At 70.9% G+C, this 26659-nt stretch carries 24 protein-coding genes, 1 tRNA gene and 2 pseudogenes; 15 read left to right on the top strand and 12 right to left on the bottom strand.

Annotation, left to right across the window (positions count from 1 at the left end):
- Positions 1 to 24: 24 nt before the first annotated feature.
- From ACMYLB_RS04260 to ACMYLB_RS04270, 3 genes are all read right to left on the bottom strand, one after another.
- Positions 25 to 447, bottom strand: a complete 423-nt coding sequence (locus tag ACMYLB_RS04260; protein ID WP_415909730.1) for a VOC family protein — start codon at positions 445 to 447, stop codon at positions 25 to 27.
- Between the two features lie 142 nt (positions 448 to 589).
- Positions 590 to 1333, bottom strand: coding sequence for an SDR family oxidoreductase (locus ACMYLB_RS04265; RefSeq protein WP_415909731.1), 744 nt, complete (start codon positions 1331 to 1333; stop codon positions 590 to 592).
- A gap of 48 nt (positions 1334 to 1381) precedes the next feature.
- Positions 1382 to 1960, bottom strand: a complete 579-nt coding sequence (locus ACMYLB_RS04270) for a TetR/AcrR family transcriptional regulator (RefSeq protein WP_415909732.1) — start codon at positions 1958 to 1960, stop codon at positions 1382 to 1384.
- Positions 1961 to 2060: 100 nt separating this feature from the next.
- Here ACMYLB_RS04270 and ACMYLB_RS04275 point away from each other — a divergent pair, with 100 nt between their 5' ends.
- Positions 2061 to 2528 (top strand): methylglyoxal synthase, encoded by a 468-nt coding sequence (locus ACMYLB_RS04275; protein ID WP_415909733.1) that lies wholly within the window; start codon positions 2061 to 2063, stop codon positions 2526 to 2528.
- Between the two features lie 7 nt (positions 2529 to 2535).
- Positions 2536 to 2928, top strand: a complete 393-nt coding sequence (locus ACMYLB_RS04280; protein ID WP_415909734.1) for a DUF488 domain-containing protein — start codon at positions 2536 to 2538, stop codon at positions 2926 to 2928.
- On the opposite strand, the gene ACMYLB_RS04285 is transcribed toward ACMYLB_RS04280, so the two are convergent.
- Positions 2925 to 3695 carry a winged helix-turn-helix transcriptional regulator gene (locus tag ACMYLB_RS04285; protein ID WP_415909735.1) on the bottom strand — a complete coding sequence of 257 codons (771 nt, stop codon included), beginning with the start codon at positions 3693 to 3695 and terminating at the stop codon, positions 2925 to 2927. The genes ACMYLB_RS04280 and ACMYLB_RS04285 overlap by 4 nt on opposite strands.
- 146 nt (positions 3696 to 3841) lie before the next feature.
- Between ACMYLB_RS04285 and ACMYLB_RS04290 the strand changes: the two genes are divergently transcribed.
- Complete coding sequence (locus tag ACMYLB_RS04290; RefSeq protein ID WP_415909736.1) at positions 3842 to 4063, top strand: tautomerase family protein; 222 nt, start codon at positions 3842 to 3844, stop codon at positions 4061 to 4063.
- Positions 4064 to 4901: 838 nt separating this feature from the next.
- On the opposite strand, the gene ACMYLB_RS04295 is transcribed toward ACMYLB_RS04290, so the two are convergent.
- The 3 genes and pseudogenes from ACMYLB_RS04295 to prpB form a co-directional block, all read right to left on the bottom strand.
- A complete protein-coding gene (locus ACMYLB_RS04295; RefSeq protein WP_415909737.1) occupies positions 4902 to 6380 on the bottom strand; it encodes a bifunctional 2-methylcitrate dehydratase/aconitate hydratase in 1479 nt (492 codons plus the stop codon).
- Between the two features lie 87 nt (positions 6381 to 6467).
- Positions 6468 to 7651: pseudogene (gene prpC, locus ACMYLB_RS04300) on the bottom strand (2-methylcitrate synthase).
- Between the two features lie 96 nt (positions 7652 to 7747).
- Positions 7748 to 8589, bottom strand: a pseudogene (gene prpB, locus ACMYLB_RS04305) (methylisocitrate lyase).
- A 297-nt stretch (positions 8590 to 8886) separates the two neighbouring features.
- Between prpB and ACMYLB_RS04310 the strand changes: the two are divergent.
- The gene (locus ACMYLB_RS04310; RefSeq protein WP_415909738.1) at positions 8887 to 10113 is read left to right on the top strand and encodes a porin; all 1227 of its coding nucleotides are present in this window, start codon (positions 8887 to 8889) and stop codon (positions 10111 to 10113) included.
- Between the two features lie 7 nt (positions 10114 to 10120).
- On the opposite strand, the gene ACMYLB_RS04315 is transcribed toward ACMYLB_RS04310, so the two are convergent.
- On the bottom strand, positions 10121 to 10873 hold the full coding sequence (locus ACMYLB_RS04315) for a hypothetical protein (RefSeq protein ID WP_415909739.1): 753 nt from the start codon (positions 10871 to 10873) through the stop codon (positions 10121 to 10123).
- A gap of 118 nt (positions 10874 to 10991) precedes the next feature.
- Here ACMYLB_RS04315 and ACMYLB_RS04320 point away from each other — a divergent pair.
- From ACMYLB_RS04320 to ACMYLB_RS04370, 11 genes are all read left to right on the top strand, one after another.
- Positions 10992 to 11074, top strand: a tRNA-Leu gene (locus ACMYLB_RS04320).
- Between the two features lie 64 nt (positions 11075 to 11138).
- Positions 11139 to 11717, top strand: a complete 579-nt coding sequence (gene nadD, locus ACMYLB_RS04325) for a nicotinate (nicotinamide) nucleotide adenylyltransferase (RefSeq protein WP_415909740.1) — start codon at positions 11139 to 11141, stop codon at positions 11715 to 11717.
- 7 nt (positions 11718 to 11724) lie between these two features.
- A complete protein-coding gene (rsfS, locus tag ACMYLB_RS04330) occupies positions 11725 to 12177 on the top strand; it encodes a ribosome silencing factor (RefSeq protein ID WP_415909741.1) in 453 nt (150 codons plus the stop codon).
- 116 nt (positions 12178 to 12293) lie between these two features.
- On the top strand, positions 12294 to 12653 hold the full coding sequence (locus ACMYLB_RS04335) for a type II secretion system protein (RefSeq protein ID WP_415909742.1): 360 nt from the start codon (positions 12294 to 12296) through the stop codon (positions 12651 to 12653).
- 169 nt (positions 12654 to 12822) lie between these two features.
- Positions 12823 to 13182: a type II secretion system protein gene (locus ACMYLB_RS04340; RefSeq protein ID WP_415909743.1), complete on the top strand. Its 360-nt coding sequence runs from the start codon at positions 12823 to 12825 to the stop codon at positions 13180 to 13182.
- 64 nt (positions 13183 to 13246) lie between these two features.
- Positions 13247 to 15121, top strand: a complete 1875-nt coding sequence (locus tag ACMYLB_RS04345) for a hypothetical protein (protein WP_415909744.1) — start codon at positions 13247 to 13249, stop codon at positions 15119 to 15121.
- Complete coding sequence (locus tag ACMYLB_RS04350; protein ID WP_415909745.1) at positions 15100 to 16878, top strand: glycosyltransferase family 39 protein; 1779 nt, start codon at positions 15100 to 15102, stop codon at positions 16876 to 16878. Before ACMYLB_RS04345 ends, ACMYLB_RS04350 begins: the two co-directional genes overlap by 22 nt.
- A 64-nt stretch (positions 16879 to 16942) precedes the next feature.
- Complete coding sequence (locus ACMYLB_RS04355; RefSeq protein ID WP_415909746.1) at positions 16943 to 18412, top strand: glycosyltransferase; 1470 nt, start codon at positions 16943 to 16945, stop codon at positions 18410 to 18412.
- A complete protein-coding gene (locus ACMYLB_RS04360) occupies positions 18409 to 19650 on the top strand; it encodes a glycosyltransferase 87 family protein (RefSeq protein ID WP_415909747.1) in 1242 nt (413 codons plus the stop codon). The genes ACMYLB_RS04355 and ACMYLB_RS04360 overlap by 4 nt, the downstream gene beginning before the upstream one ends.
- Positions 19647 to 19973, top strand: coding sequence for a hypothetical protein (locus ACMYLB_RS04365; RefSeq protein ID WP_415909748.1), 327 nt, complete (start codon positions 19647 to 19649; stop codon positions 19971 to 19973). The genes ACMYLB_RS04360 and ACMYLB_RS04365 overlap by 4 nt, the downstream gene beginning before the upstream one ends.
- On the top strand, positions 19928 to 21946 hold the full coding sequence (locus tag ACMYLB_RS04370) for a phospholipid carrier-dependent glycosyltransferase (RefSeq protein WP_415909749.1): 2019 nt from the start codon (positions 19928 to 19930) through the stop codon (positions 21944 to 21946). Before ACMYLB_RS04365 ends, ACMYLB_RS04370 begins: the two co-directional genes overlap by 46 nt.
- Positions 21947 to 21958: 12 nt before the next feature.
- Here the strand turns inward: ACMYLB_RS04370 and ACMYLB_RS04375 are convergent, their stop codons facing one another.
- From ACMYLB_RS04375 to ACMYLB_RS04390, 4 genes are all read right to left on the bottom strand, one after another.
- Positions 21959 to 22768, bottom strand: coding sequence for a hypothetical protein (locus ACMYLB_RS04375; RefSeq protein ID WP_415909750.1), 810 nt, complete (start codon positions 22766 to 22768; stop codon positions 21959 to 21961).
- Between the two features lie 115 nt (positions 22769 to 22883).
- The gene (locus ACMYLB_RS04380; protein ID WP_415909751.1) at positions 22884 to 23999 is read right to left on the bottom strand and encodes a hypothetical protein; all 1116 of its coding nucleotides are present in this window, start codon (positions 23997 to 23999) and stop codon (positions 22884 to 22886) included.
- A gap of 3 nt (positions 24000 to 24002) precedes the next feature.
- On the bottom strand, positions 24003 to 24935 hold the full coding sequence (locus ACMYLB_RS04385) for a glycosyltransferase family 2 protein (RefSeq protein ID WP_415909752.1): 933 nt from the start codon (positions 24933 to 24935) through the stop codon (positions 24003 to 24005).
- Positions 24936 to 24942: 7 nt separating this feature from the next.
- A complete protein-coding gene (locus tag ACMYLB_RS04390; protein ID WP_415909753.1) occupies positions 24943 to 26622 on the bottom strand; it encodes a hypothetical protein in 1680 nt (559 codons plus the stop codon).
- Positions 26623 to 26659 lie beyond the last annotated feature (37 nt).

A 26659-nucleotide genomic window follows, 5' to 3' on the forward strand; every position in this document is an offset into this window, starting at 1 on the left:
ACCAGCGAGAAACCGGCGCCCGGTTCAGCCTGCGGTGCCGTTCTTGCGCGAGTGCAGGCAGAGGCGGTTGCCGGCCGGGTCGGCGATCCACGCCATCCAGCAGACGCGCGTCTCGACGGGCTCGATGAGAATCGTCACGCCGTGCTCGCGGCACTGGGCGATGGCGGACGGCACGTCGTCGACCGCGAGGGCGACGCACGCGGCGCCGTGCCAGTCCCATTTCGGGTCGCCCTGCCGCGAGGTGCCGTCGTTGAGGCAGAGCGTGAGCGGCGCGGTGGCGAACTCGCTCCAGAAATCCTCCCATTCCTCGCCGGGCTGGAAGCCGAAGAGCTTTTGGTAGAAGGCGCGGGTGCCGTGCATGTCCTTCGTGTTATACATCACGAAGTCCAGCGCGCGGACCGGGACGAGAGCGTCGGGGGAGGAGAGGGATGGGGGAACGCGGGACATGCCGCGACCGTAGCGAGGGCCACGGTCGCGGCAAGGCGCGGGGCGTCACTCGGTGCCGAGCGAGGACTCGAGCGCGACGAGGACGGTGAGGGCGGCGAGGACGATGACTCCGGCGAGCATGGCGGGGAGGAGTTGCGGGTGATCAGACGTGGCGGACGCCGCCGTCGGCGACGATGTCCTCGCCGACGATGAAGCTGGAGTCCTCGGAGAGAAGGAAGCGGGCGAGCCGGGCGATCTCCGCGGGCTGGCCGGCGCGCTTCAAGAGCGTGCCCTGGCCGAGCGAGTCGATCAGGTTCTTCGCCGCCTCGGCGGGCAGCCCGAGCTTGCCGAAGATCGGCGTCTCGATCGGGCCGGGGCTGAGGGTGTTGACGCGGATGCCGCGCGGCGCGAGCTCGGCGCCGAGCGAGCGGCCGAGGGAGACGACCGCGGCCTTCGTGGCCGAGTAGATGCTGGCGTGCTCGAAGTTCACGCCGGCGACGACCGAGGCGTTGATCACGATCGCACTCGGGTTCGCGAGCAGCGGGAGCAGCGACTGGATCTGGAAATACGGCCCGCGGACGTTGATGGCGAACTGGTCCTCGAAGTCCTGCGGCGTCGCGGCGTCGATCGGGCCGAACTTGCCGATGCCGGCGTTGAGGAAGGCGCCGTCGAGGCGCGTGACGCCGTGCTGCTGCAGCACGCTGCCGAGCGCCTGCGCGTCGGCGAGTTGGCCGGAGTCGGATTTCAGGACGAGGGCGGAGGCGGGCAGCTGGGCCCGGGCGGCCGCGAGCGTCTCGGGATTGCGGCCCGTGACGATGACCCGCGCGCCGTCGGCGGCGAGGAGTTGGGCGGTGGCGAGACCGATGCCAGTCGTGCCGCCGGTGATGAGGAGGGTTTTGTTTTTCATGTGAAGGCGTGGAAGCGGAACAAACGTTCCAGAAAGAGCAGAAGGAAATCAGTCGAGGGCCTGCAGGGCCAGGCGGACGGTCTGGCGCATGCTCTCGCGGTCGCCGAGGGCGCGGGAGGCCACGGCGAGGCCGAGCAGCGTGTGGTAGAGGAAGGTGGCGAGCGCGACCGGGTCCTTGGTCTTGGCCAGCTCGCCCCGGCGCTGGGCGGCGCTGAGGCGGGAGGCGAGGATCCCCTCGATGGTGCGGGCGTGCTCCTGGGCGAGGGCGCGGGTGTCGGGGTCGTGCGGCGAGAGCTCGACCATGGAGTTGACCATGAGGCAGCCGGGCGAGCCCTTGGTGCACTGGCCGTCGATCATGGCGTCGAAGAGCTCCGCCAAGGCCGGGCGCAGCGGCTCCTCGCCCTCGAGCTTGCGGCGCATCGAGTCGACGCCGCGCGCGAGGTAGCGCTTCAGCGCCTGGTGGTAGAGCGAGGCCTTGTCGCCGTAGGTGTCGTAAAGGCTCTGGCGGCTGACGCCGAGCTCCTCGACCAGGTCGGCGAACGACGTGTGCTTGAAACCGCGCGCGCGGAAAAGCTCCAGTGCCTGGTCGAGCACTTCCGCTTCGTCGAATTCCTTGGCGCGGGGCATGGCGCTTAAAAGAACGATCGTTCCAAAAACGTCAAGCGGCGAATTTTCCCGGCCGGAGCGCCGGCTTGCCGCCGCGCGGCCGGCCCGCGATGGTGGCGGCATGGTCTACAAGACGATCACGATGCCCGCCCGCAAGCGGGTCGCCCTCGTCGCGCACGACGCGCAGAAGATGAACCTGCTCGAGTGGGCGAAGTTCAACCGCGGCACGCTCGGCCAGCACGAGCTGTGGGCGACGGGCACCACCGGCGCCCTGCTCGAGCCGGTGATCGGGCTGCCGATCCACAAGCTCTACAGCGGCCCGCTCGGCGGCGACCAGCAGGTCGGCGCCATGATCGTCGAGGGCAAGATCGACTTCCTGATCTTCTTCTGGGACCCGCTCGAGGCGCAGCCGCACGATCCCGACGTGAAGGCGCTGCTGCGCATGGCGTCGGTCTGGAACGTGCCGACGGCTTGCGATCGCGCGACGGCGGATTTCCTCATCTCGTCGCCGCTCATGCACGCCAGCTACGAGCGGCGCGTGCCGGACTACGAGGCGTATCGCGCCGCGCGCGCCGCGGGCAAGGCCTGAGGCCGCCATGCTGAAGACCAAATCCGTGCATGCGCCGATCGCGGCCGGCGACGGGCTGCGCCTGCTCGTGGCGCGCTTCCGCGGCCGCGGCCTGCCGGCCGACCGCTACGACGTGTGGATGGCCAGCCTCGGGCCGAGCGAGGCGCTGCTGAAAAGCGTGCTCGCGGAGGAGATCACCTGGCGCGAGTTCACGCGCCGCTACCGCGACGAGCTCTTCGCGCCGGCGGCGACCGACGCGGCCAACGCCACGATCAAGAACCACGGCCAGAAATTCACCCTGCGCCTGATCGCGAAGCTGGCGGCGAAGCAGGACGTCACGCTGCTCTGCCACTGCGCGGAGGATGCGGTGCACTGCCACCGCTTCGAGTTGCAGAAGCTGATCGCGAAGGAGATGAGCTAGGACCGGCGGCGCCGTTGCTTGCGGCCCGGTCGCGCCGATGCGCTCGATCGCTGGGCGCGGGGGCGGCTCCGCGGGGAGACGCCGGAACAGGGGCGCACGTCCGACAGCGCGCCGGGACGCAGCCAGGCGGCCAGGGTGCGGGCGAGCAGCGGCTCGCCGCTGACCTGCACCCGACCCGATTTCACGGCGTCGGCGATGCGTATGTCGCCCGCCCAGATCTCCACCATGGTGCGCAGGTCCGTGCGCAGCTGCAGGTGGGCGTTGCGCCCGGGATTGTTGGCGCAGAGTTCGCGCGTGCCGTCCGCGGCGAGCAGGACCCACCAGTGGGCGAACTTGGGCAGCCGCTGAAAACTGAATTGGATCACCGTGTCGCCGCCCGGCAGCTGCGTCTCGTCGATGCGGCGGGCGAGGTCGGCCATCAAGTGCTGCACGTCGAGCTCATCATCGCTCATCTGGCCGCGGGCCCATTTCATGCCCCAGCGACCGAGGCCGACCACGACCGGATGCAGCTCCCGCCCGGCCGGCGTGAGGCTATACTCCGCCCGACCGGTGCCGGGGACGGCGCGGCGCACGACCAATCCGCAATCCTGCAGCTGGCCCAGGCGCCGGGTCAGCAGGGTGGGCGAGATGGCCGACAAGCCGCGCTGCAGTTCCGCGAAGCGGGTCGCGCCCAGCAGCAGTTCGCGAATGATGAGGATGGTCCAGCGCTCGCCCAGGATCTCGGAGGCCTTGGCGATGGGACAGAACTGGTAGTAGCGGGCGCTCATCTCGGGCCGGCGACGCTACAGAATCGGGAGTAGCCCGCAACATTCTGTGTCGTGGCGGCGGGCGTCGCCGCCGGCTAGAGTGGACGGGCTGTCCGGCGCGGTTCGCCGGGCGACAACAACCTCAACCAAGAAAGACCAATCCAACCATGCCGCTCGTTACCGTCCACGTTATCGAGAAAGTGTTCACGCCGGAGCAGAAACAGGAAATCATCGCCAAGCTCACCGACGCGATGGTGTCCATCGAGGGAGAACCCTTCCGCAGCGTCACCTGGGTCAAGATCGAGGAAGTCCGCGAAGGCCATTGGGGCATCGGCGGCCATGGCCTCACGCTGCGCGACGTCGAACGCATGAAGCAGGTTCGCGGTTGATCCGCGCGCTCGCGGCGTCAATGGGATTCAAGTCATGCCGGTTTGGCGCGTGGTGGAGCGCGCCAAACTCGAAGGCCAGGACACCAGTATCTCCATGCGCCGCGAGCGATCATTGAACGACGATCCCGGATTGCACGGACGAGCCGGATAGCGTGATCCGTGCGATCCGTGGTCGAAAACAGCGTCGAGCGGGTCGTGCGACGAACGTCTGTCAAAAGTCAGCTCATGCTTCCTTCGGTTTGGTTCGGGGAGCAGACCGCGCGGTCGGTGCCTCGCGCCCCTGCCGCGCAACACGATCGCACGATGCAGCCGCTGGTCCGGTGAACGAAGCCCCGTGGTCAGCCGGTCAGGCCTGCGGTCGCTGCTTCCCGCAACGAAGCGGCGCGCCGAGCAACGGCCTCGGACGGCGAAGCAACGCGCGCGGGGCACAAAACAATGGGCTCGTCCGACCAAACAATTGAGTTGGGAAACGAAACAATTGAGTTGGCGGCTCAAACAATGAGCACGGCGGTTCAAGCAATCGGGGCGTCCGTGTAAACAATCGCCTTGGCGTGTAAAACAATCGGGTTGGCGTGGGAAACAATGACGCACGGCGGTCAAACAATCGCCTCGGCGCCTCAAGCAATGAGGTTGGCCGCTCAAACAATCGCGTTGGCGTGTAAAACAATGAGCTCGGCGAGTGAAGCAATGACCCTCTCGCGGGAAGCAATGACCCAGTGCGGTCGAGCAATCGCGCAAGTGTTTGATTCAAAGGCCCGACACGGTTTCGCGGACGCAAGGTGACCGTAAGAACCTGGTCGCGATGACTAGGCCAACCATATAGATGCCTACGTGAGTATTACTTCACGAACGCGCTCACGAAGTCGTGGACGGGCATTGACTCGAGTTTCGTGCGGTCGGTGAAGAGCGACATGAGCTGCGCGGCGCGGTCGGCGCCGTAGTGGGCGGCGAAGGCGGCGCGGGCTTTTTGCTGGAGCACCGGGATGCCTTCGGCGCGGCGGCGGCGGTGGCCGATGGGGTAGTGGACCTCGATGCGGTCGGTCTTCGTGCCGTCCTTGAAGACGACCTGGATCGCGTTGGCGATGGAGCGTTTTTCCGGGTCGAGGTAATCCTTCGAATACGATTTGTCCTCGGTGACGACCATCTTGGCGCGGAGGGCGTCGATGCGCGGGTCGGCGGCGATCTTGTCCTCGTAGTGGTCGGCGGTGAGCTCGCCGAAGATGAGGCCGATGGCGGCCATATACTGGAGGCAGTGGTCGCGGTCGGCCGGATTGTGGAGCGGGCCGGTCTTGTCGATGATGCGGATGGCCGACTCGTGGGTGGTCATCTCGACGCGCTCGATCTGGTCGAGGCGGTGCTTCACCGCGGGATGGAGCTGCATCGCGCACTCGACGGCGGTCTGCGCGTGGAATTCGGCGGGGAAGGAGATCTTGAAGAGCACGTGCTCCATCACGTAGCTGCCGAGTGGGCGCGCGAGTTTGACGGCATTGCCCTTGAAGGAGACGTCCTGGAAGCCCCAGGTCTTGGCGGTGAGGACGGAGGGGTAGCCCATCTCGCCCGTCAGCGCGATGAGCGCGAGGCGGACGGCGCGGCTGGTGGCGTCGCCGGCGGCCCAGGATTTGCGCGAGCCGGTGTTGGGGGCGTGGCGGTAGGTGCGGAGGGCGGAGCCGTCGAGCCAGGCGTGCGAGATGGCGTTGATGACCTGCTCGCGCGTGCCGCCGAGCATCGCGGCGGTGACGGCGGTGGAGGCCAGGCGGACGAGGAGGACGTGATCGAGGCCGACGCGGTTGAAGGAATTTTCCAACGCGAGCACGCCTTGGATTTCGTGCGCCTTGATCATCGCGGTGAGGACGTGCCTCACCGTGAGTTGAGAGTTGAGGGTTGAGAGTTGAGAGTTGAAGGCGGCGACGGGTGTGCCGGCGGCTTGGTTGCGGCTGAGCCAGTCGGCGGTGGCGAGGATGGCGCCGAGGTTGTCGGAGGGGTGGCCCCACTCGGCGGCGAGCCAGGTGTCGTTGAAGTCGAGCCAGCGGACGATGGCGCCGATGTTGAAGGCGCCCTGCACGGGATCGAGTTCGTAGGACGTGCCGGGGACGCGCGCGCCGTTTTTGATCGTGGTGCCGGGGACGACGGGCCCGAGGAGCTTGGTGCACGCGGGATACGCGAGGGCCATGATGCCGCAGGCGAGCGTGTCGGCGAGGCACCAGCGCGCGGTGTCGTAGGCCTCGTCGCTCGCGATCTTCGCGTTCAGCGCGTAGTCGGCGAGGTCGACGAGGAGTTGGTCGGGGGCGGGGCGGACGTTGGAGATGTGGGAGGACACGGAGAAAAATACTTAAACGCGAAGGGGCAGAGGCGCGAAGTTGGCCGCGGGAGGATCTTTGCGTCTTTGCGGCTTGGCGTTAAAAAATCAGCGTTGATCGAGCGGCGGGAGCGGGCGGTCGGCGGGGCCGGTGTAGTTGGCGGAGGGACGGATGATCTTGCCGTCGGCGCGTTGTTCGATGACGTGCGCGGCCCAGCCGGCGGTGCGGGCGATGACGAAGAGCGGCGTGAACATCGCGGTGGGCACGCCCATCTCGTGGTAGGCGACGGCGCTATACCAATCGAGGTTGGGGAACATCTTCTTTTCGTTCCAGAGCAGCGTTTCGATCCGCTCGGCGATGTGGAAGACGTTGAGGTCGCCGCGTTCGGTGCAGAGCTCGCGCGCGATCTCCTTGATGATGGCGTTGCGCGGGTCGCTGACGGTGTAGACGGGGTGGCCGAAGCCGATGACGATTTCCTTGCGCGCCATGCGGGCGCGGATGTCGGCCTCGGCCTCGTCGGGCGTCCGGTAGCGCTGCTGGATCTCGAAGGCGACCTCGTTGGCGCCGCCGTGCTTGGGGCCGCGCAGGGCGCCGATGGCGCCGGTGATGCAGCTGTAGAGGCCGGAGCCGGTGCCGGCGATGACGCGCGCGGTGAAGGTCGAAGCGTTGAACTCGTGCTCGGCGTAGAGGATGAGCGAGCGGTCGAGCGCGCGGACGTGCGAGGGTGGGGGTCGCGCTGGTGGAGGAGGCGGAGGAAGTGCGCCGCGATGGACTCGTCGGCGGTCTCGACCTCGATGCGGCGGCCCGTCGTGGCGAAGTGATGCCAGTAGAGCAGCATCGACGGGAAGCTGGCGATGAGCTGGTCGGCGATCTGGCGGGCGAGCACGGGGTCCTTCGGGCCGCTGCCGTCGGGGGCGGAAGGCTCGGTGTCCATCGCGCCCATGGCCGAGCAGGCGGTGCGCAGGACGCCCATCGGGTGCGAGCGCGCGGGCAGCTGCTCGAGGATGGCGCGGAGCGGCGCGGAGAGTCCGCGCCGCGCGGCGAGGTGTTTCCGGTAGGCGGCGAGTTCGGCGCGGTTGGGCAGGCGCTCGTGGATGAGGAGGTGCGCGACCTCCTCGTAGGTCGCGTGGCGCGCCAGGTCGGCGATGTCGTAGCCGCGGTAATGCAGGTCGTTGCCGGAGTGGCCGACGGTGCAGATCGCGGTGTTGCCGGCGGCGACGCCGGAGAGCGCGACGGATTTCTTGGCCTTGGGCGCGGGCGGTTGAGCGGAGGCGGGGGTGTCGGTGCTCATCGTGGGAAGGGCGGGGGGTTTGGAGAACCGCGGAGGCACGGAGGTCACAGCGGGAAGAAAACGGGCTCTGTGCTCTCTGTGCCTCCGCGGTTCAAATCACGGTTTGGTTTCCTTCGGCGGCGTGTAGCCGAGGGTGGTGTAGAGGTCGGCGCGGGTCTGCATCTTCGGCACGACGGCCTGCTGCGTGCCGTCGCGGCGGAGGGTGGCGTAGAAATCCAGCGCGGCGGCGGCGGCGGCGCGCGAGGCGCCGAGCGGGTAGAGCGCCAGCGCGATGCCGGCGGCGCGGAGCTGGTCGAGGCTGAAGAGCGGGGTCTTGCCGAACTCGGTGAGGTTGGCGAGGACGGGGACTTTGACCGCGGCGGTGAAGGCGCGGTAGTCGTCCAGCGTGGGCAGGGCCTCGGCGAAGATCATGTCGGCGCCGGCGTCGACGTAGGCCTGGGCGCGGGCGATGGCGCCGGCGACGCCCTCGTTCGCCGCGGCGTCGGTGCGGGCCATGACGACGAAGGCCGGGTCGGGTTTGCCGGCGACGGCGGCGCGGACGCGCTCGACCATCTCGCCGGGGGGACGAGGTGCTTGCCGGGCAGATGGCCGCAGACCTTGGCGGGGACCTGGTCCTCGATGTGCACGGCGGCGACGCCGGCCAGCGCCAGCTCGCGGACGGCTTGCGCCGGGTCGTCCCAGCCGGTGTCGATGTCGACCAGGAGCGGCAGCGCGACGCGGCGGGCGATGCGGCGGGCGTCGATCAGGACGTCGGCGAGGGCGGTCTGGCCGATGTCGGGCCAGCCGTAGGAGTGGTTGGCGACGCCGGCGCCGGACAGGTAGAGCGCGCGGAAGCCGGCGCGCTCGGCGAGGAGGGCGGCGTAGGCGTTGATCGCGCCGGCGATCTGCAGCGGCGATTCGGCGGCGAGGGCGGCGCGAAAGCGTTGTCCGGGAGTCATGAGAAATCGGGGCGACCGCCGGTGTGGGGGCGGGACGGGCGGGGCTTTTGACCGGGCGTGGGCATGGCGGTGGAGGCGCGCACGGGGGCGGTGGTGGGGAGTGGCGGGAACGTATGACACTGGTTTCGAGGCTGTCGAGGGCCGCGGGCGCGTGGGGAAGGGGTTAGTTGCGAGCGTTATGGGCGGTTCCGCCGCGCTAACGGGGCCGGTCGGCGGGCGATTTTTACTTCGCGCGGGGTTTCAGAATCCCGCGGCGGTGCCGTAGGGCAGGGGAGCGGCTCGTGTCGACCCACCGGTGTGCGATGCTCGGCCGCCTTCCGCCATGCTGCTCCGCTCCGCTGCCACCTTCCTGCTGCTCGCCGCGCCCTCGCGCTGCGGGCTCAATCCGCGCCCGCCTCGCTCGAGGAGCGCCTCAACGCCCTGGAGCAAAAGGTCCAGACGCTCTCGCGCGAGAACGCCGAGCTGCGCGACAAGCTCGGCCTGAAGAAGGACGCGCCGGCGCCCGTGCTGGTGAAGCCGGCCGGCAAGGAGACGAGCCTGAGCGTGGGCGGGTTCCTGCAGGCGCAGGCGGAGTTCGGCCGCGCGTCGGACTCGCGTTTCGCGAGCGGCGGCGCGGCGGTGCGCGACCGTTTCTATTTCCGGCGCGCGCGCATCTTCGTCGCGGGCGCGTTCGCGGAGGATTTCGATTTCAAGGCCGAGCTCGACCTCCAGGGCAACACGCTCGGCGCGTCGACGGGCAACCTGGCGCGCGCCAACGAGGTGTTCGTCAACTGGCACCGCTACGAGGCGGCGAACGTGCGCTTCGGCCAGCTCAAGCCGGCCTTCGGCGCCGAGGCGCTCGTGGCCGACACGAAGACGCCGGCGATCGAGCGCACGCTCTCGAACGACCGCCTGACCGACGGCCGCCAGCTCGCCCTCGGCGTCGCCGGCACGCTGCTCGACAAGCAGCTCGGTTACTACGTCACCGCCGGCAACGGCAACGGCACGAACGTCAGCGCCAACGACAACTCGAAGTTCCAGCGGGCCGCCCGCGTGACCTGGTCGCCCGCGCTGCACAAGGCCGCCGGCAAGCTCACGCTCGGCGCCAACGGGCTGTGGACCGAGGACGTGGCGGTGGCGAAGAGCGATTTCGGCTTCACGGGCAACGCCTTCACCGGCAAGCGCGCCATGAGCGGCATCGACGCCCAGTGGACCTGGCAGCGGCTCGACCTCGGCGCCGAGCTCCTGCGCGGCACCTTCGAGCCGGCGAACGCCGCGCCGCGCGCGAAGCTCCACGCCCAGGGCTGGCAGGCGACGGCGGCGTTCTTCCTCGTGCCGGCGAAGCTGCAGGGCGTGATCCGCTACGACGCGTTCGATCCGAACACCGACGTCGGCGGCAACACGTATCACACCACGCTTTTCGGCCTCAATTACCTGATCAAGGGCGACGACCTGCGCCTGATGGTCGACTACCTCGACGGCCACGTGCCCGGCGCGACCAACGACGGCGGGCGCCTGCTCACGCGCCTGCAGATCGTGTTCTGAGGCGCGCTCAGCGCGGGAGCTTGCTGGCGCGGAAGGCCAGCTCGCGCAGCGAGCGGGCGGAGAACGGGAAGAAGCGCACAGACTGCGTCGGGTGGCCGTGGGCGCGCGCATAGTCCAGCAGCCGCGGATCCACGCCCTGGCCGATGCTGAAGCTGGCGGCCGGCAGGACGAGCGTTTCGCCGGAGCCCGCCGGGTCGTAGAGACGCCACTGCCCGCCGGTGCGGAAGACCAGCAGCGCGTGCCCGATGTGGTCGAACACGACCGGCGCGGGCCCGGCCGGGGTCGGTCCGGAAAAGAAGAGCACGCCGGCGGACGTGATCGGCTCGTCGCTTTCGGCGAGCAGGAGCGAGAGCTGGTAGAGGCAGCCCGCAAAGCAGCCGTTGGTGAGCGTCTGGCTCACCTCGCTGCGGTCGATCAGGACCCGGTTGGGGTAGAGCTTGAGATCCGGACCGTCGGCGGCGCGCGACTGGAGCCGCGGTTGCAGGAGTGCGGGCCAGTCTTTCCCGGGCGCAGCGGCGCCGAGGCAGCGCGTGCCGAGGCCGGGCACGTAGAGCCAGAGCACGCCGTCGAAGTTCAGGGCGATGCCGTAGACCTCGTGCGCGGACTGGGGCGCGGGCAGGTCGAGCCGGACGACGCAGGTGTCGACGGTCCCGTCGAGGAGTTTCGCGACGCTGAGCGTCTCGCGCATGCTCCCTCGCGCCGTCGCCAGCGACAGGGCGACGAGGCAGGCGAGGAAGCGGACCGGTCGGGTGGGGCGCATGATGCGGCTGGCTCCACCGCACGCTAGCGACGGAGCCGGGGCGCGCAAGCGGCCGCGGGGAACGGCGCGTGTTCTGGCTCGCGTCGCGGGAGCGCTCCCGCATTTAGGAAACCGACGCGCCCGGGTGGCGGAATGGTAGACGCAGGGGACTTAAAATCCCCTTTCCGCAAGGAAGTGTGGGTTCGAGCCCCACCCCGGGCACTCCGCCGCGCCGGGAAAGGCCTTGCGCCGCGCCGGGCCCGCGGACACACGTGTCGTTCCGCGCATGAAAATCGGTTTCCTCGGCGGCTCTTTCGACCCCGTGCATTTCGGCCACCTGATCGCCGCCCAGGACGTGTTGGAGCAATTCCACCTCGACCGGCTGATCCTGGTGCCGGCGGCGCAGGCGCCGTTGAAGCCCAACGACGTCCAATCCACTTCCGAGGACCGGCTGGCGATGCTGCGCTCGGCGACCGAGTGGGATCATCGCCTGGAAATCTCCGACTACGAGCTGACCAAGGGCGGCATCAGCTACACCATCGACTCGGTGCGGCACTTCAAGGCGATGTTCCCCAACGACCAGCTCTACTGGATCATCGGCGGCGACCAGTTGCCGCTGCTCCACAAGTGGAAGCACATCGAGGAACTGGCCCGGCTGATCGAGTTCATCTTCCTGGAGCGGCCGAAGCACCCGGCGAAGCCGCATCCCGAGATCCCGGGGCTGATCCTGCACCGCTGCGACGGCCACCTGATCGAGATCAGCTCCAGCGAGCTCCGGGCGCGCGTCCAGCGCGGGCTCTCGCTGCACTATTTTTGCCCGCAGAAAGTCATCGCCTACATCGAGGCAAAGCGACTTTATCGCTGAAGCCGCAATGACTCCCCGCAAATCGAAGAAGCCCGCCGCCAAGAAGCCCGCCGCTCCGCGCAAGAAGAGCGCCGCCCCGCGCGCCCCCAAGGCCGCCGCCCCGAAGGCCATCGCCTACCCGCGCCTGCTCACGCAGGTCGTGCGCGCGCTCGACGCCAAGAAGGCCGCGGATGTCCAGGTGCTCCACGTCGGCGAGCTGTCGAGCATCACCGATTACCTGATCGTCGGCACCGCCACGTCCGATCCGCACCTGCGCGCGCTGCGCGTGGAGCTGGAAAAGGTGATCGACGCCGAAGGCGCGAAGATCCTCGGCATCGACACCAGCAAGGGCAGCGGCTGGACCGTCGTCGACGCGTTCGACGTCATGGTGCACCTCTTCACGCCCGAGAACCGCGACAAGTATCGCCTCGAGCTGCTCTGGCGCGACGCCCAGGCGATTCCCGTCGCGGCACTCCTGTAATTCCCCGAGGGGAACTTTACAGTTCCTTTGCAGATTTGCCCTTGTGAGCCCGGAGACGGGGGGATTGCATCGCGCCTGCTCGCAAGAGCCGTTTAATCATAACCACCGCTGAACATATGAATACCCAGAATCGCTCCACCAAGGGCTTCACGCTCGTTGAAATCATGATCGTCGTCGTCATCATCGGCCTGCTGGCCGCGATGGCGATCCCGGCGTTCCAGAAGGTGCGCGCCTCGTCGCAGGACAAGGCCGTGACGAACAACCTCCGCCAGCTGTCGGCCGCTGCTGACCAATACTTCCTCGAGAAGGGTTACAGCACCGTCCTGTCGGACGACCTCGTCGGCACGAACAGCACGCAATACATCAAGGCCGTCGCCCCGGCGGCGAACGAGACCTACCCGACCGGCCTCACCCAGGGCATCCCGCTCACCGCCACCGGCGTCGCGGGCCAGCGCACGGTGACCTACAGCAACTGATCGGGTCCCTTCGTTTTCGCTCTCAGACCGCCCTTCGGGGCGGTCTTTTTTTTAACCACCCCATCACGATATCTACTGGATTTGCCCTTGTTTTGGGGACGCCGATCGGCCCTAATGGCCCCGCTTCTGCGAATTTCGCGGAGGCAGCTTAAATCATCCAGAAATACCCATGAATACTCAGAATCGCTCCACCAAGGGCTTCACGCTCGTTGAAATCATGATCGTCGTCGTCATCATCGGCCTGCTGGCCGCGATGGCGATCCCGGCGTTCCAGAAGGTGCGCGCCTCGTCGCAGGACAAGGCCGTGACGAACAACCTCCGCCAGCTGTCGGCCGCTGCTGACCAATACTTCCTCGAGAAGGGCTACAGCACCGTCCTGTCGACCGACCTCGTCGGCACGAACAGCACGCAATACATCAAGGCCGTCGCCCCGGCGGCGAACGAGACCTACCCGACCGGCCTCACCCAGGGCATCCCGCTCACCGCCACCGGCGTCGCGGGTCAGCGCACGGTGACCTACAGCAACTAAACGGCTGTTTTAAGGTTCCTGAGTTGCAAGCCGTCCAATTTTCTTGGACGGCTTTTCTATGCCCATGCTGAAGCTCGTCTTGCGCAACAGGCTCGTCTGGCTGCTGCTCGGTTTGGGGATCGCGGCGGTCATCGTCGGACGCTTCGTGCTGACGACCGAGCAAGCGCTCACGGTCGTGTCGCGCGGGGGCTACTGGCTGATGCTGGCAAATTTCGGCCTCTTCGGCGCCGCAGTCTGGCGGCTGGTGCGCCGCAGCGGGGCCGGCTGGCGGCCGGCGCGGGCGGATTGGGGCGCGGCGGCGCTGGTCGTCGCCTGCAGCGTGCTCTGGGCCGCGCACGAGCGCCACGGCTTCAAGATCCTCGCCGACGAGGAGCTGCTCCTCGGCACGTCGATGGGCATCCACTACGACCGCGAGATCGGTTACCCCGCCCGGGCGAGCGACGTCACCGGCCCGCTGCAGCTGAACCTCAAGGTGCTGGACAAGCGGCCCTATTTTTTCCCGTTCCTCGTCGCGCTCGCCCACGACCTCACCGGCTACCGCCCGGCCAATGCCTTTTGGCTGAACACCGTCCTCGGCGCCGTCTTCCTCGGCCTGGTCTACGTCCTGGGCTGGCAGGTGGCCCGTTCGCGCTGGGCGGGCGCGTTGCTCGTCCTGCTCTTCGCCGGGCTGCCGCTGGCGGCCCAGCAGGCGGCGGGCGGCGGCTTTGAGCTGCTCAATCTCGTCATGATCCTCGCCGTGCTGCTGGCGGCGCGCCGCTACGCCGCGGCGCCGGACGAGGCGGCGCTCGAGGTGCTCTGCCTCGGGGCCGCCCTGCTCGCGCTCACGCGCTACGAGTCGGTCGTGTTCGTCTTCCCGGTCGCCGCGCTCGTGCTCTGGGGCTGGGCGCGCGCCGGCCGCGTGATCCTGACCTGGCCGGTCGTCGCCGTGCCGGTCTTCCTGCTGCCCTACGTGCTGCAGAACCGCGTGTTCGCCGCCAATCCCGCGACCTGGGAGCTCGGCAGCATCAAGGGCGCCGACACCGTCTTCGCGTTCCACTACGTGCCCGACAACCTCGGCCACGCGCTCGCCTTCTTTTTCAGCACCGACGGCTACCAGGCCAACTCGGTCTACTTCGCCGCGCTCGGCCTGGCCGCGCTGCCTTTCCTGCTGCTGCTGACGGTCCGCACGCTCCGCGCGTCGCGCGACGCGGCCGCGAACGCCGCCGACGTCGGCGGCGCCTTCATCACGCTCGGGCTCTTCGCCATCGCCGCACTGCTCATGACCTATTTCTGGGGGCAGTTCGACCACCCGGTCATCCGCCGCCTCAGCCTGCCGGTGCACCTGCTGTTCGGCGTCGCGATCGTCACCGTGGGGGCGAGCCTCTTCCGCTCCGCACGCGGCTGGCAGGCGGCGCTCGCGGGCGCCGTGGCCGCACTCGTCTTTCAGGCGCTGCCGATGATGGCACAGCGGGCCTACGAATGGGACTACACCCCGGGGATCGAGATGGCGTGGCGCGAGGAGTTCCTGCGCAAGTTCCCCCAGCGCGACTACCTCTTCATCGACCAGGACTCGACCTTCTGGATCACCCAGCGCATGCCGGCCACGCCGATCAAGCAGGCGCGCGAGCGCAAGGAGGGCCTCGCCTACCACCTGCGCAACCACAGCTTCTCGGCCATGTATGTCTTCCAGCGCTTCACGGTGAACCCCGACACCGGCGCGCTCACGCTCGACGCCGCGGACGACATCGGACCGGACTTCGAACTCGAGCCGGTCGTCGAGAAACGCATCGCGACGCTCCACCTCGCCCGCATCAGCCGCATCACCGCCATCCGCGACCAGGGCGCGGTCGTCGCCCGCGCCGGCCTCGTGCCGATTGCCCCCGGCCCGCCGCTCACCGGCGAGGAACTCGAAAAAGCGAAGGCGCAGTATCTCGAAAAGTGGATCAAGCAACTGCCGTAAGCCCCGCCCGCGCCGGCTGGCGTGAACGCCTGCCGCGCCTCGACGGCGGCGGGCGCTTCCCCGTGCGCCTGCTGCTCTTCGGCGCCGTCGCGGTCGCGTCGGTCTACGTCGGCTTCGTCCACCCGAGCGTGGCCGAGGCCGGGCGCCTCGTGCAGCACTACGGCTACTACGCGATGGCGGCGACGTTCGCCTGGGCGCTGCTGGCCTGGGCGCGGGTCCTGCCCGCGTGGTGGCGCCAGCGCCCGGCGCTCACGCGCCGCGAGCTGTTCGTGATCGCCGGCGTCATCGGCGCGCTGACACTCATCGCCGTCCTCACCACGCCCTACACCTACAAGGTGCTCTACGACGAGTTCGTGCTCCAGTGCACGGCGCGCAATCTCCATGAGATCCGCGAGGTCGGCGCCGTCACGCGCGGCTACGAGGTCGAGGGCGTGTTCCGCGGCGTCAGTTCCTACCTCGACAAGCGCCCGATCTTCTTCGCCTTCCTCGTCTCGCTCCTGCACGACCTGACCGGCTACCGCGAGGCCAACGCCTTCGCGCTGAACACCGCGCTCATGCCCGTCATCCTCGGGCTGCTCTACCTGCTGGCGCGCCGACTCGTCCCCCACGGCCCGGCCTGCGTGGCGGTGGTGAGCCTCGGCGCGTTCTCGCTGCTGGCCTACAACGCCACCGGCGCGGGCATGGAGATGATCAACCTCGCGATGCTGCTGTTCACGATCCTGCTCGCGATGCACTACCTCGAGGCGCCGGACGAGCCGCGCCTGGCCGCGCTCATCCTCGCCGCCGTGCTGCTGGCGCAGTCGCGCTACGAGTCCGCGCTCTACGTCGCGCCCACCGCGCTCGTGGTGCTCGAGGGCTGGCGCCGCCGCTCGCGGCCGATCCTGCCGCCCGCCGCCATCCTCGCGCCGGCGCTGCTCGTGCCCTACGCGCTGCACAACGTCTTCCTCTCCGGCACGCCGTCGCTGTGGGAGCTGCGCGAGGGGCAGGAACACCGCTTCGGGCTGCTCTACGCGGCGAACAACTTCCGGCACGCGTTCGGCTTCTTCTTCAACTTCACCGAGCTGATCCTCAACTCCTGGTGGCTGGGGCTCGCCGGCCTGCCCGCGCTGGCCTGGTGCGGCTTCCGCCTCGCCCGCGCCTGGCGCGACGCCCCGCGCGCGCCGGCGACGATCGCGGCCCTGCTCGCCTTCGGCGGCGCCATCGTCGGCGGACTCCTGCTCCTGATGTTCTACTACTGGGGCGAGCTGGACGACCCGATCGTCTCGCGGCTCAGCCTCCCGTTCTGCGCGCTGCTCTCGCTCTGCCTCGCCTGGACCGCGGGCAACCTGCCGGAGCGCTGGCGTCGCTGGGGCGTCGCCGCGGGCATCGGCGGCGCGCTGCTGGCCTATTTCTCCACCGGCCTGCGGGCGAACAGCCGCCATTGGGAGCTCAACCTCCTGATGCGCGAGATCGCGTGGGAGACCGGCGTGATCGACGCCCTGCCGCCCGCGCGCCGGCTGGTGATCACGAACAAGTCCTCGCTCTACTGGGTCGCGCGCGAGATGCCGTCGGTGCAGATCCCGCGCGCCCGCTGGCGCGCCGAGCAGGTGAAGTTCCACCTCGACCACCACACGTTCGACGAGGTCGTCGTCTGCCAGGGCTATCGCGCGGCCGGGCCCGACAACGGCTTCCAGATCGACCCCTCGACCGCCTGCCCGAGTCCTTCGTGCTCGAGCCGATCGTGGAGCGCCGCTGGGGCGGGCGGATCGCGCGGCTGAGCCGCGTCGTCGAGATTCGGCTCGCGCCGGCCGTGCGCCGCGGTGAGATGGGCCCCTTCCCGCCATGACCCCGGCCGCGTCCACCTCCGGTTCGCTCCAGTCGCACTTCGATTGGGTCGCCACGCATGACGCCCGCGCCCGCGCCGTGCAGGGCGGCTTCCACGCCCAGCTGCGCGCGCATTTCCGCCACCACATCCCGGAGGGCGAGCGCGTGCTCGAGCTCGGCTGCGGCGCCGGCGACCTCCTCGCAGCGCTCCGCCCCGCGCGCGGCCTGGGGATCGACTTCAGCGCCGCCATGATCGCGAAGGCCCGCGCGCGCCACGGCGGCCAGGCGGGCCTCGAGTTTCGCGTCCTCGACGCCGACGCCGCGGAGTGGGACGAGCCCTTCGACCACATCATCCTCGACTACCTCACCGGCTACCTGCCCGACATCCAGCGCGTGCTCGAGCGCCTGCGTGCCGCGGCCCACCCGCGCACGCGGCTGCACCTGACTTCGCTCAACACCCTCTGGCTCGGCCCGCTGCGCGCCGCGACCAAGCTCGGCGCCGTCATGCCCCAGCCGCCCAGCGCCTGGCTGACGCACGGCGACCTGATGAACCTGCTCGAGCTCGCCGGCTGGGAGGTCGTGCGCTTCGAGCGCATCCAGCTCTTCCCCTTCAACGTTCCGCTCGTGTCCGGCCTCCTCAACCGCGCGGTCGTCCGCCTGCCGTTCCTCCGGCATTTCGGCATCACGGTCGCGCTCACCGCCCGCCCGCGCGTCGCCCCGCGGATCGACGGCGAGATCTCGTGCTCCGTGATCGTCCCCGCGCGCAACGAGGCGGGCAACATCCGCGCCGCGCTCGAGCGCATCCCCGTGCTCGGCCGGCGCACCGAGGTCATCTTCGTCGAGGGCCACAGCAAGGACGACACCTGGGCCGCCATCCAGCGCGAGTGCGCCGCCTACCGCGGCCCCCACGCGGTGCGCTTCCTGCAGCAGCCGGGCAAGGGCAAGTGGGACGCCGTGCACGCCGGCTTCGCCGTCGCGCGCGGCGACGTGCTCGTCATCCAGGACGCCGACCTCACCGCGCCGCCGGAGGACCTGCCGAAGTTCTACGCCGCCGTCGCCAGCGGCGCGGCCGAGTTCGCCAACGGCAGCCGGCTCGTCTACCCGATGGAGGACCGCGCGATGCGTTTCCTGAATTTCCTCGGCAACAAGTTCTTCGCCCTCTCGCTCTCCTTCGTGCTCGGCCAGCCGGTGAAGGACAGCCTGTGCGGCACCAAGATGCTGCTGCGCTCCGACTACGAGCGCGTGCTCCGCCGCATCGCGCCCTTCGGCGACTTCGATCCGTTCGGCGACTTCAACCTGCTCTTCGGCTCCGCGCTGCTCGACCTGCGCATCCGCGACGTGCCCGTGCGCTACAAGGACCGCACCTACGGCGAGACCAACATCTCGCGCTTCCGCCACGGCGCGCTGCTCTTCCGCATGACCTGGTTCGGCCTCTGGCGGCTGCGCTGCCATCCCGCGGCGGCGGCCGACCGTCCTCCGCGCGCATGAGCGCCGACCGCCAACGCTGGCGTTGGGGCGTCGCGTGCGCGGCGGTGCTGGTCGGTGCGTTTCTCGTGCTCGCGCTGCACGAGGACTGGTGGACGTTCGTGGGCGTCTTCCACATGCGGCCGTATTTCGCCGACACCGCGGCCATCCTCGCGGCGGGCGACGCGCACCGCGCGGGACTCGACGTCTACCAGCCGAATCCCTTCGACCCCTTCGGCCGGCCGCACGTCTACGGGCCGTGGTGGCTGGTCACCGCGCAGCTCGGCCTCGTGACCGCCGACGCCTGGTGGGTCGGCGCGCTGCTGGGCGTGCTCTTCGTCGTCGCCGTCCTCTGGCTGCTCGCCCCGCGCGACGCCGGCGGCGCGCTCGCGACCTGCCTGCTGATCCTGTCGCCGCCGGTCCTGCTCGGCATCGAACGCGGCAACAACGACCTCTTCATCTTCCTGCTGCTGGCGCTGGCCACGGCCCTGCTGGCGCGCCGGGCGCCGGCGACCGGGCCGCTCGGCGCGGCCGTGCTCGTGCTGGCCGCGGTGCTGAAATTCTACCCGCTGGCCGCCCTGGCCGCGCTGCTGGCGCGACGCACGCGCGCGACGCGACTGGCGCTCACGCTGGGGGCCGCCCTGTTCGCCTTCGCCGGGCTGTGGTGGTCGCAGCGCGCCGATTTCTTCCGCGCCCTCGCCCTCGCCCCGCGCCCCGACTCGATCTACGCCTACGGCATCCGCATCTTCGCCGTGACCTGGGCGCACAACGCCGGCGCGCAGCTGTGGCTGCTGGGCGGCTGGGCGCTCGGCCTGGCGGGTGCGGCGGCGGCATTGTGGCGCGGCCGCGCGGCCATCGCCCGGGCGATCCCCGGCGAGGGCGTGGCCGCGGTCGCGGCCGTCGCCGGCGGCATGAGCTGGCTGTTCTGCTATCTCGCCAACAACAACTATTCCTACCGCGCGGTGCTCTGGCTGCTGGTGGTGCCGGCCTGGCTGGCGCTGGCGCGCGGCGGCGACGTCGCGGCGCAGCGCCTCGGCCGCGGCCTGTGTCTCGTGCTGCTGACCGCGCTCTGGATGTTCCTGCCGAAATGGTGGTGGCTCGAGACGCTGCGCGGCCGGCCGGAGGAGGCCGTCTCGATCTGGCGCTGGGTGATGGTCGTCGTGGGCATCGAGCAGATGCTGCTGGCCGCGCTCACCGCCGTGCTGGCGCTGTCGTTGGCGGCGTGGGCGTGGCGGCGTTGGCAGGCGATCGCGGCGACGTGAACGCGGCCGCACAGCTTTGGGGCGTGCTGCCGCTGGTGGTCCTGGCGGCGCTCCATCGCTGGCGCGTGCAGCGCGGACGCTCGGGCCCCGAGGCGCTGCTCGAGGCCGCCGTGCTGCTCGGGGCGCTCGTGTGGATCGGCGCGAATTTCCTCGGGCAGTTCTCGCTCCTCCGTCCCGGCCCGCTGCGGCTCGTCTGGCTCGTCGCCGGCGCCGCGGCCGCCCTCGCGTGCTGGCGCTTCCGCGGCGTGCGCGCGCGCTGGCCGCGACCGGAGGGGCGATGCAGCACGCGATCGCCGCCGCCGTCCTCGTCCTCCTCGCGCTGACGCTCGCGCGGGCGCTGCTCTCGCCGCCGAACACGGTCGACGTCCTGAATTACCACCTGCCGCGCCAGCTGCTCTGGCTCCAGCAGGGCGGGCTCGAGCCGTTCGTCACCGCCAACGACCGGCAGAACATGATGCCGCCGCTCGCGGAGCTGATCGGCCTGCAGTTCCTCGCCCTGACCGGCGGCGACCGCTGGGCCAACCTGCCGCAGTGGGGCGCCTACGCCGGGCTGGCGCTGGGGCTCGCGCTGCTGGTCCGGCGCCTCGGCGGCTCGCGCGGCGCGGCCGGCGTGGCGGCGCTGCTGGGACTGCTGCTCCCGATGGCCTATCACGAGGCGACGAGCGCGAAGAACGACCTGCTCTCGACCTTCTGGATCGTGGCCGGCGCGGTGCCGCTCGCGCGGTGGCGGGCGGACGACTTCGCGCCCACGCGGGCCGACGCGCTCTGGCTCGCGGCGCCGCTGGCGCTCGCCTGGCTGACGAAAAGCACGGCCATGCTCTTCGTGCCGCCGCTGGTGCTGCTGGGATTGTGGGCCTGGGTGCGGCGCACGCCGGCCCGGGCGGCGCTGCGGGCGTTGCTCCCGGCGGCGCTGCTCACGCTCGCCCTGGTCGCGCCGTTTCACGCGCGCAATCTCGCCTGGTATAGCACGCCGCTCGGCCGGCATCGGGCGGAGGACGGCGGCGCGCTCGCGGCCGAGGCGTTCGGGCCGCGACTCCTCGCGTCGAGCGTGCTGCGCCACGCCTCGGTGCATGTGATTTCGCCCTGGGCGGCGTGGAACCGCCGCTGGCTCGACTTCGTCGCGCGCGCGCACGCCTGGCTCGGGGTCGATCCCGACGACCGGCGGACGACGCTGTGGGTGCTGAAGTTCGAGGTGGATTACGCGCCCGGCAACGAGAGCTACGCGGGCGCGCCGGCGCACCTGTTGCTGGGGTTGCCGGTGCTGCTCGGGCTCGCGGCGGGCCTCGGCCGCGATGCCGCCGCGCGCCGTGCGCGCTGGCTGGCGCAGGCGGTGCTCGCGGGCGCGTTGTTGTTCTGCGCGGCGTTGAAATGGCAGCCGTGGGCGGCGCGGCTCGAGCTGCCGCTGTTCGCGCTCGGCACCGCCGCGGTCGTGGTCGCGCTCGAGTCCTGGAATGCGCGCGCCCGCCGCGGCCCGGCGGCGCTGGCGGTCGCGGGGGCCGCGCTCGCGTGGTGGCCGGGGGCCGACACGTGGACGCGTCCGCTCTGGGGCCGCCCGGCGGTCTGGGAAACGCCGCGGGAGCTGGGCTACTACCGGCTGCAGCCGCGCCTGGTGGCGCGCGACGTCGCCCTCGCCGACGTGGTCGCGGAAAGCGGCGTGCGGCGGCTCGCGCTGCAGAACGTCCACGACATCCAGTATCCGCTGATGCGCCTCCTGCAGCGCCGGCGGCCGGAGCTGCGTTTCGCCGGTGCGCCGGCGGGCGAGCGCGAACCGCCGGACGGGGTCCTGCTCTTCGACCTCGGCCGGCCGCAGCCGCTCTACGCCCGCTACGCCGGCCGCGCCGACTGGCGGCTCGTGGGCGACGGTTTCGGCGACGGCCTGTATCTGCCGGTGGAGCGCGTGCGCGCGCTCGGCTGGTGGAACCGGCTGCCGGCGTTCAGCGGCTGGCACGTGCGGAAGGGCCTGCCGCTGACGGACTGCTTCGCCGAGGGCCGCGGGCAGTTCGTGGCGCGGGAGCTGCGGGGCGACGAGAACGAACTGGGTTACGTCGCGCTGGGACGCCCGCTCCAGCTGCACGTGGCGGTCCGGCGAACGCGCGCCGCGCCCCCGGCGCTGCAGCTGCGTTTTCTCCGCCAGGGCCGCGAGCTGGCGGTGGTCGATTGCGGCACGCGCGACAGCGTGGAGTTCGACCTCGCCTTGCCCGCGGGGCATGGCGAGCAGGCGCTCGCGATCCGCGCTAGCGCCGGGGCGGGCGACAGCTTCGTCTTCACGCGCCTGCAGCTCAACGACGCGCCGTGAGGCGCGGCGCGTTCAGGGCAGCCGGACGTCGGCCGGCAGCGGTGCGCCGAGGCAGTAGTTCACCTCCGCGTCGCTGAGGTGAAAGGCGAACAGCGTCGCGCCGATGCGCGCGTCGGGCGCGCGGTCGCGCAGGAAGAAGCAGAGGCGGCCGAAGCGGAGGTGCTCGAAGTCGATGAGCAGGTCGGTGAGCTCGCCGGTCGTGAGCACCTTGCCGTCGGGCCCGTGGGCCGGAGCGGTGAGGGTGGCGTTGAGCTGGCGGATCCAGGGACGGAGCACCTGGTAGCGCGCCTCGTAGCGCGCGGTCCACGGCCCGCGCACGTGGGTGTAGACGCGCTGCCACATCGTCGCGCTGATGACGAACCAGCCGCCGCGCAGCGGCGGCACGAGCTGCCGTTCGCCGCCGCTGAAGTCGAAATACGTGTCGCCGATGCGCGTGGCGGCGATGCCGTAGTAGCGCGGGGAGCCGGAGCCGAAGTAGGAGAGGAAAACCGGATCGCGGTCGCCGCGCGCGTCGAGCCAGCGCCGGAGGCGCGGCAGGTCCTGGCCCCAGTCGAGCGAGCTGTCGACGAGGTAGCGGTAGCCGCCCGCGCTGCCGCCGGCGAGCTCGTTGAAATACGCCAGGTAGTCCGGCCGCGCACGGACGCTGGCCGCCGCGTGCGCGAGGAGCAGCGCGGCCACGCCGCCGGCGAGCACGCGCGAGCGGAGGTGCGCCGCCGCCACGCCGCCGGCCAGCACCGCGGCGACGGCATACATCGGCAGGATGTGGCGGTGGCCGATGTTCAGCGTGCTGTGCACCGAGAACGCGCCGTAGACGAGCAGCACGACGAGCAGCGGCGTCGCCTTGTAAGCCGCGTTCGGCCCGCGTGCGAGCGCCGCGCGGCGGCGAGCAGGCAGGCCAGACCGGCGAGATGCAGCGCGATCTCCGGCAGCGTGGTCTTCAGCAGGTAGGCGACGGGGAAGAACGACCGCCAGCCGGTGGCGCGCCAGTCGCCGGCGAAGAACGCCGGCCGGTAGCGGCTGCTGCGGTCGACGAACGCGAAGCCGTAGAGCCACGCCTCCGGCAGCACGCGGTGGGCCGTGCCCCAGCGCACGAACGCCTGCACCGGGCCCGGCGCGATCGCGACGGTCTCGCCCTGGGGCCGGCCGTCGGCCATGAGGAACGCCGTCGTCGTCGGCTGTGCGATGAGCACGTGGTCCCACGACAGCGCGAAGCGCGCGTTCGCCGGCGCGTGCGGCCCGGCCGCCGCGTAGCGGAAGCCGTAGCCGGCCCACACGGCCACCGCGGCGATCGCGACCGTGCCGGCGCCGGCGAGGGCGAGGGCGCCAGCCGCGCCGCGCCGCGGCGGCCGTGCAGCGGCGTGCGCCGGACCAGGCGCACGGCGAGCATCAGCAGCGCCATCGGCGCGAAGAGCACGGCGGAGAACTTGGCGAGGAGCAGGTAGCCCAGCGCGAGGCCCGCCCCCGCGATCCGCCCGGGCGTGACCCGATGCAGCAGGCGCCACCATGCGGCGGCGGCGAGCACGAAGCCGAGCGCGGCGGCGGTGTCCGATGTCACGAGCCCCGCGTGCGCGAGGAGCGTCGGGCTGAACGCGGCGAGCGTGCTCGCGACGAACGCGCCGGCGGCGCCGACCAGTTGCCAGGCCCAGAGGCCGACGGCGAACACGAGCACGCCGCCGAGCAGCGCGATCATGGCGCGGCCGGAGCGCAGCATCGCCGCGAGGTCGTTGCCGCTCTGGTGGAAGAAACGGTCGCCGACCGTCCACACGTCCGCCTCGGCCCAGGCCTTGTGGGCGCGGTCGAGCTGTTTCAGGTCGCGCCCCAGCAGCGGCAGCGCGGCCCAGCGCTGGGGCAGCAGGCCGTTCTCGGGCTGGAGGCGGTAGTCGCGGTCCTGCCAGTAGCTGTAGCCGGCGGTGAGGTGCGCGATCTCGTCCGCGGTGGTGGAGAATTCGTCCGACACGCTCGCCGCCTGCCACGCGTGGGCGACGGCCATCGCGGCCAGCCAGCCCCAGACGAGCCAGCGAGGCGGACGCAGGCGGGGAACGGACGCGGCCATCGCTCAGCGCGCCGGCGGCCGGCGCACGAGGTAGAGCGGCCGCTGTTTCACCTCGTCGTAGACGCGCGCAAGGTATTCACCGAGCACGCCGATGCCGACGAGCTGGATGCCGCCGAGGAAGAGCACGAGCGTGACGAGGGTGGTGAAACCGGTCTGGGCGGACTCGATGCCGAGCAGGCGCTTGATCACGAAGTAGAGCCCGAGCGCGAAGCCGCAGCCGGCGACGACGAGGCCGGTGTAGGTGAGCAGGCGCAGCGGCAGGTAGGAGAAGCTGAACACGCCGTCGAAGGCGTAGTGCACGAGCCGCCGGAAGGTCTGCTGCGGCACGCCGCCGGCGCGGTCGTGGCGGTCGTAGAACACCTCCGCGGTGCGGAAGCCGACCCACGCGCGCAGGCCGGGGAAGAAGCGGTGGCGCTCCGGCAGCTGGTTCAGCGCGTCGACCGCGGCGCGGCTGAGCAGGCCGAACGTGCCGGAGTTGGGCTCGATCGGGAAATCGCTGATGCGGTCGAAGAAGGCGTGGAAGAGATTCATGCCGACGCGGCGCAGGCCGCGTTCCTGCCGGCTGCGGCGGGTGGCGCGCACGACGTCGGCGCCGCCCTGCCAGGCCTGCACCAGCTCGACGATCAGCTCCGGCGGGTCCTGCAGGTCGGCGTCCATCGTCACGATCGCGTCGCCGCGCGCGTGGGCGAGCCCGGCGGCGAGGGCGGCCTGGAAGCCGAAGTTGCGCGACAGCTCGAGCAGCTCGAAGCGCGGGTCGCGCGCGGCCTGAGCGCGGATGAGGTCGGCGGAGGCGTCGCGGCTGCCGTCGTTCACCAGCACGGCGTGCCACGCGGTGCCCGGGTTGGTGTCGAAGAGGGCGGCGAGGCGCGCGAAGAGCGCCGGGAGCACTTTCTCCTCGTTGAAGACGGGCATCACGAGCGTGACGGCGGGGAGCATGGCGGGATTAAGAGGCGGGGGAAGGCGCGGGGAAAGTCATTTCCCGTCGCCCATGGTGGATGGCGAGCGCCGCGGCGGCGGCGAGCAGCGCGACGCTGAGCAGCGGCGCGCCGAGATCGGAGAGGAAGGTGAGGTGGAGCGCCTGCTTGTCGTGGTAGCTCACCTGCGCGGCGCGGGTGTAGGCGCTCCAGAGCGCGTCGGGCGCGAGCGGGCCGCGCAGGGCGCGGTCGAGCCAGCCGGATTGCACGCCGAAGTGCAGCGCGATGCCGGCGGCGAAGTCGCCGGCGAGTCCGCCGAGCCAGAGCGCCCGCAGCCAGCGCGGGAGCGTGGCGGCGGCGCCCGCGATCCACGCCAGGCCGAGCAGCGCGAGCGGTTGCAGGGCGATGTGCGCGAGGCCGAAGGCGTCGGGCTGCGTGTGCACGACGGTGCCGAGCACGACGACGACCGGGAGGGCGAGCACGGCGAAACGCCGCGGCGGAGACTCGCGGCGCAACAGAGCGAGCCAGGCCAGCACCACGGCGCCGCCGAGGCCGCACATCCACACGGCGCGCGTCTGGTAGAGGATGAACCAGAAGTCGCGCGCGCGGCCGAGGGCGCTGGCCTGCGCGACGAGCCACGGCTCGACCGGGCCGAAGGAGAACGGCGCGACCGTGTGCGCGAGGTTGGTGGCGGCGACGGCGAGGCGCTCCGCCGGCGGCAGCGCCGGTGCGAGCGCGAGCGTGGTGTTCTGGGTGAAGGTGGTGGCGGCGCCGTAGGCGGCGAGCGACCAGCCGAGCCAGGAGAGCAGGACGAGCGCTGCGCCGGCGAGGGCGAGCGGGAGCTGCCGCGCCGGCGCGGCGGCCGGGCGGGTGAGGAGCCACGCCAGGCCGAGCGCGACGATCCACGGCCCGGTGGAGTAGTGGGCGAGCATGCCGCCGGCGAGCGCGAGCGCGGCGGCGACCAGCCGGCCGCCGTTGTCGTCGCGCGCGGTGAGTTGCAGCCAGGCCACGAGGACGAAGAAGGCGGCGGCGAGCTTCGTCCACGGGAAGGTGGCGTTCTGCACCAGCAGCGGCGAGGCGAGCAGCGCCGGCACCAGCCAGCGCGGCCCGGCGGCGTCGAGGCGCCGCGCCAGCGTCCAGAGCGGGAAGACGACCAGGGTGCTGAGCAGCGTGAGGAAGATCTGGTAGTTGAAATACGCGCCGCCGCTCGCACCGAGCAGCGCGGCGGCCCAGAGGTTCACCAGCGGCGGCCGCGCCGGCAGCGGGTAGATCGTGGCGAACAGCGTGTCGCGCGGCCAGCGCGCGAGGAAGAACTGCGCGCGGTCGTAGTGCTCCCACCAGTCGACCTGCCACGCGGCGCCGCTGTAGACGGAGACGGTGCTTTGCCAGCCGAGGCAGGCCAGCGCGACGGCGGCGTAGGCGAGCAGCGCGCCGCGGATCTCCGGCGCGCGCAGCGCCGCGCGGGTGTCGCGGTGCCACGCCAGCCCGAGGCCCGCGAGCGGGGCGAGCCAGAACCAGCGCCAGTCGAGGCCGGCGAGGTAGACGGCGAAGGCCGCGCCGTAGCCGGTGAGCAGCGCCGCGGCGAGGGCGAGCGGGAGGCGTTCCGTTTCGGGCCAGCGCCGCACGGCGCGCAGCCACGGGGCCGCCAGTCCGCCGACGGCGAAGAGAAACAACGCGACATCGCGCAGCAGGGCCCAGGCGGCGGACATGCGCCGACTCAAGCGGGCGCGGCGCGGCGGGGAAGTC

It is taken from the genome of Oleiharenicola sp. Vm1, assembly GCF_047777955.1.
Lineage (GTDB): Bacteria > Verrucomicrobiota > Verrucomicrobiia > Opitutales > Opitutaceae > Didemnitutus.